The organism is Cohnella sp. (assembly GCF_041641335.1).
GTDB lineage: Bacteria > Bacillota > Bacilli > Paenibacillales > Paenibacillaceae > Cohnella.
Window position 1 is genome coordinate 1 of record NZ_JBEPYQ010000172.1, and the last position, 4422, is coordinate 4422.

Genomic DNA, 4422 nt, shown 5'->3' on the forward strand with positions numbered 1-4422 from the left:
ATCAAGCTGCAGGAAGAAATCGGACTGGACGTGCTCGTGCACGGCGAGTTCGAGCGTACGGACATGGTGGAATTTTTCGGCGAGAAGCTGGCCGGCTTCGTCTTTACGCAGAACGGATGGGTGCAATCGTACGGTTCCCGCTGCGTGAAGCCTCCGGTCATCTACGGAGACGTCGCGTTCGAGCAGGCGATGACCGTCGAGGAGACGAAATACGCGCAATCGCAGACGTCCCGTCCCGTCAAAGGCATGCTGACCGGGCCGATCACGATCATGAACTGGTCGTTCGTCCGCGACGACATTCCGCGCGAGCAGATCGCTTATCAGCTTGCCTATGCGCTCAGACAGGAAGTCGAGGCGTTGGAGCAGGCGGGCATCGGCATGATTCAAGTCGACGAGCCGGCCGTGCGCGAAGGGCTGCCGCTGAAGGAGCAAGATCAGGCGGATTACTTGGCCTGGGCTGTCAAAGCGTTCCGCATGACGACTTGCACGGTGAACGACGAGACGCAAATTCATACGCATATGTGTTACTGCGAATTCCATGACATGATCGACTCCATCGAGTCGATGGATGCGGACGTGATCTCGATCGAGACGTCGCGCAGCCACGGCGAGCTCATTCATAGCTTCGAGGAGAATACCTATAAGCTCGGCATCGGCCTGGGCGTCTACGACATCCACAGCCCTCGCGTGCCGGGAGTGGAGGAGATGAGCGGCATGATCGACCGCGCGCTGCGCGTGCTCGATCCGCAGCTGTTCTGGATCAACCCGGACTGCGGCTTGAAGACTCGCGGCCAGGAAGAGACCGTCGCCTCGCTGCGCAACATGGTCGAAGCGACGCGGATCGCCCGCGCAAAACACGCATAATCAGCTTCGATCAAACTTAACGGATTTCGTTATCTACCCGTGCCGATTGGCGCGGGTTTTCTCTTGCGGAGATTGGGCGGCGAGAGAGTTCATGAAGTTGGACAACCATATCCGGTTGTGGAATCAAGTGTACGTCGAGTTGATCGATATTCGATCCAATCGGATGGAGACAAAGTCGAGCAGATGCTCAGAGGACGGAAGGGAACGATCGGGGACGGACTATTGTCTAATAGGTTGGAGGTGAGGCGATGGACTCTCAGGTCGAGCTGCAGTATTTGGAGCGCAAGGAAGCGATGGACAAGACCGAGCTGTACCATCTCATGACCGCGTACGGCGACGACGTCAGGCGATATGCATACGCGATAACGAAAAATCGGGAGCAGGCGAAGGACATCGCGCAGGAAACGTTCCTCAAGGCGTATCGCGGCTTCGGATCGTTCAAGGGCCGCTCCTCTCTCAAAACGTGGCTGTTCTCGATTGCGAGAAACGCGGCGATCAACGAGATGAAGTCGAGCTACATGCGCCGCATCGTGCTGTGCGAGTGGGTGAAGCCGCGCGGAGTGGGCGAATCGGCCGAGGCGGCGTACCTGGAGGAGCAATCCGTCCGCGAGATCAGGGAAGCGCTGATGAGCTTGTCGCTGAAGCTGCGGGAGGTGCTGCTGCTCTCGCTGGAGCACGGGCTGACGATGCCCGAGATCGCCGAATTGCTGGACGTATCGGAAGGAACGGTCAAGTCGAGAATGCATCGGGCGCGCCAGACGATGGAGCGCAAACGGAAGGAGATGGAACGATGAGCGACAGTTCGTCTGCCTGGGAAAAACGAGTTAAGGAAGGCTTGTTCCAAGAGGAAAGGTTTACTGACGATATGAAGCTGACGGTGCTTGGGGCGATTGAGCGCAGACCGCGCCGGATTGCGGGGCTATGGCCGAAGCTGACCGGAACGGCCGCGGCTTGTCTGGCGGCGCTCCTTCTTGTCGTCTACTGGCCGAGCGGGAGCGTCGATACCGCTCGGCCGCAGGGATCGGCAGCCGGAGTAGAGAGCGCACTGAGGTTTCAGCCGTTGGAGGTGCGGACGCTGGAGAGAGGGCAAACGATTTATGAGGCGGCCCCGGACATTTTACCCGGATTGTCTAACAAGTACAGTCCGCTAAGAAATATGGATTATGTCGAGCAGATCCCGCTGAAGGATATCGAGCTGATCGACGAGAAAGAAATCCCGGGATTCGGTACAACGCTTCGTTACACGCTTAAAAATAACGATGACCTACCGAAGAGCGACGGTACCGGAAAAATCATCATCTATTTCGGCTTCGTCATCGAAGGCCTTTCAGAGCCCGGCCAGCTCTTCCATTACGGCTTCGGCTATCTGGACGGCGACGACTTTAGCGTGACTCGGCTGTTCGGTCAAGAGGTGCTTAAGATCGACAGGCAGCTGTGCAGAATCGATGGGGAGGCGTGCGTCTTCTATGTGATGAAGGATGAGAACGGGGTGAGCACCTTCGCGGACTTTAAAGCAGCGACCTACGAACGGGATCTTGACGGAGACGGCCGGGAGGAAGCGATAGTCGCGACGCACAAGCAAAATCAAATCTACATTTTCAAAGAGGACCAGGGAAGGCTTCAATGGGCAAGCGTGCGGGAAGCGCTGGGAACTGGCAGCGAGGATCGGGTTGTCTATGATGAAGCTGCTGGGCTGTTCGAGATATACACCTCGGCAGCGGAGCAAGGCGACAGTGTCCGAATATACGCTTATACGCAGGGCAACAAGCTTGCAGAAGTGGTACAATAAGAAGAACAAAGGCTGTTTCCCGAAAGGGGAGCAGCCTTCGCCTGTCGGGGCTGCCAGTGTCGTCGACAAGAAGACGCCCGATCTGTCCGATTGGCTCGGAGCCGCGATCTGCATCGTCGGCGTATCGATCATGCTGTGGGCGCCGAGAAGTTGACAAGGAATGACATCAGGATGAGCGGAGACGATTTGCATATGGAACACTTGACGACGGATCGATGGGATGAAGCGTTGTGGGCGGAGGCGGACGTCATTTATCGTGAGGCGTTCCCCGAGCATGGGCGCAAGAGCGAAGCGATCGTCAGGCGCATGTTCGAGCGCGGCCTGTGCACGCTGCATGTGTGGCGCATGGACGGCGAAGCCGCGGCGATGGCGCTGACGGCGTTTGATGACCGCTCCGGCTTGCTGGTTATCGACTACATAGCCGTAAGGCGATCGCGGCGAGGGCAGGGGATCGGCCGTCGCTGCGTCTTGCAGCTGCGGGATTGGATCGCGGGCGCGAAGCCGGGCTGCTGCGGCATTGTCATTGAAGTGGAAGCGGAGGAGAAGGAAGAGAACGCGGGACGCATCCGGTTCTGGGAGAGCGCCGGTTTCCGGCTGACCGAGTACGTACACGTCTACATCTGGGTTCCGGAGACGTACCGGGCGATGTCGCTCGGCTTCGATGCGTCTTCGCCGCTTACAGACGACGGAAAGGAACTGTTCAAAGCCATTACGCGGTACCATGAGCGTGCTTATCGGAGAACGAAAGGCGGCTGCAGCGGCGGTAAAGTTTGATTATAGCCGTTTATTCACTTTTGTCCGGATGCGTTCGGTCGTACAATAAAGGTGTCGGGCCCGACGAATTATGCGCGAAAGGAGCTGATCGAGTTGATCTACCATCCTGAGGTGGTCTCCGTTTAGACGGGGACGCCGATTAGGGAAGGAGGCCGCAAGGCCTCCTTTTTTCATACCTTGTGGGATAGAGCGGATTTCAATATACTGGAAATACGAACTTTGCGTTCGCGCTGTTTGTTTTTCGGCAATCATCATTCGAAAAGAAGGAGGAGAAATGAAAACATGGCTAAGGCATATGCGAAGAAAATCTTATCCATTATCGGTGCGTTAGAATTAAAGGAGGACCAACTTGATCTACAAAAACGGGAGAGATGTGCTTCCCCCTAGTTTGCTGCGGGAGCTGCAGAACTATGCGGGCGGCGAGCTGATCTACATCCCTAAGCCGAATGAGCGTCGAGCGCGTTGGGGAGAGGTTAGCGGAACGAGGAAACTGCTTGCGGAGCGCAATAAGGAAATTTGCCGGCTGCACTCGGACGGGATGACGGTATCCGAGCTTGTAGCCAGATTTCATCTGTCCGGGGACAGCATTCGCAAAATCATCGTCAAATCGTAATAGACTATCTTATGCCCGCGTCGATCGCGGGCTTTCGTCTGATTCGACACATTTCTTTCGATTGTTGAGCATTTGTTCATATGATATCCTGTTGATGCAGGGAAGAGGATGTCCATTGGAAAAGAGTGAGAATAATGAGACGATTCAACTGGATACTGCTTGTCATGCTTGTTGCAATGCTGCTGGCGCCGGCTTCAGCCTGGGCGCATACGGGGCTGAAATCTTCTACCCCGGAAAACAAGCAAACGGTGGACACGGAATTGCAAGAGATCGTCATGACGTTTAACGGCTTTCCGAGAGAAGTCCCCTTCCTCTACAGGGAGGGGATGAATAGCGGCCAGGCGAAGCCTGGAAGCTCTTATTGCTCCGGTTTGTGGCAATT

Annotated in this window: 5 protein-coding genes and 2 pseudogenes; all 7 read left to right on the forward strand. The window is 56.2% G+C overall.

Annotated features, from left to right (window positions below; all coding sequences use genetic code 11):
• A pseudogene (locus tag ACESLM_RS30295) lies at window positions 1–864 on the forward strand (5-methyltetrahydropteroyltriglutamate--homocysteine S-methyltransferase); the annotation flags it as partial.
• 248 nt (window positions 865–1112) lie between these two features.
• Window positions 1113–1658 carry an RNA polymerase sigma factor gene (locus ACESLM_RS30300; protein WP_372638418.1) on the forward strand — a complete coding sequence of 182 codons (546 nt, stop codon included), beginning with the start codon at window positions 1113–1115 and terminating at the stop codon, window positions 1656–1658.
• Window positions 1655–2653 carry a hypothetical protein gene (locus tag ACESLM_RS30305; protein ID WP_372638420.1) on the forward strand — a complete coding sequence of 333 codons (999 nt, stop codon included), beginning with the start codon at window positions 1655–1657 and terminating at the stop codon, window positions 2651–2653. The genes ACESLM_RS30300 and ACESLM_RS30305 overlap by 4 nt, the downstream gene beginning before the upstream one ends.
• A 58-nt stretch (window positions 2654–2711) precedes the next feature.
• Window positions 2712–2807: pseudogene (locus tag ACESLM_RS30310) on the forward strand (YnfA family protein); the annotation flags it as partial.
• Between the two features lie 38 nt (window positions 2808–2845).
• Window positions 2846–3427 (forward strand): GNAT family N-acetyltransferase, encoded by a 582-nt coding sequence (locus ACESLM_RS30315; protein ID WP_372638422.1) that lies wholly within the window; start codon window positions 2846–2848, stop codon window positions 3425–3427.
• A gap of 349 nt (window positions 3428–3776) precedes the next feature.
• Window positions 3777–4040, forward strand: a complete 264-nt coding sequence (locus ACESLM_RS30320; RefSeq protein WP_372638424.1) for a CD3324 family protein — start codon at window positions 3777–3779, stop codon at window positions 4038–4040.
• A 134-nt stretch (window positions 4041–4174) separates the two neighbouring features.
• Window positions 4175–4422: hypothetical protein (locus ACESLM_RS30325; protein WP_372638426.1), on the forward strand; the 248-nt coding region annotated here is incomplete at its 3' end.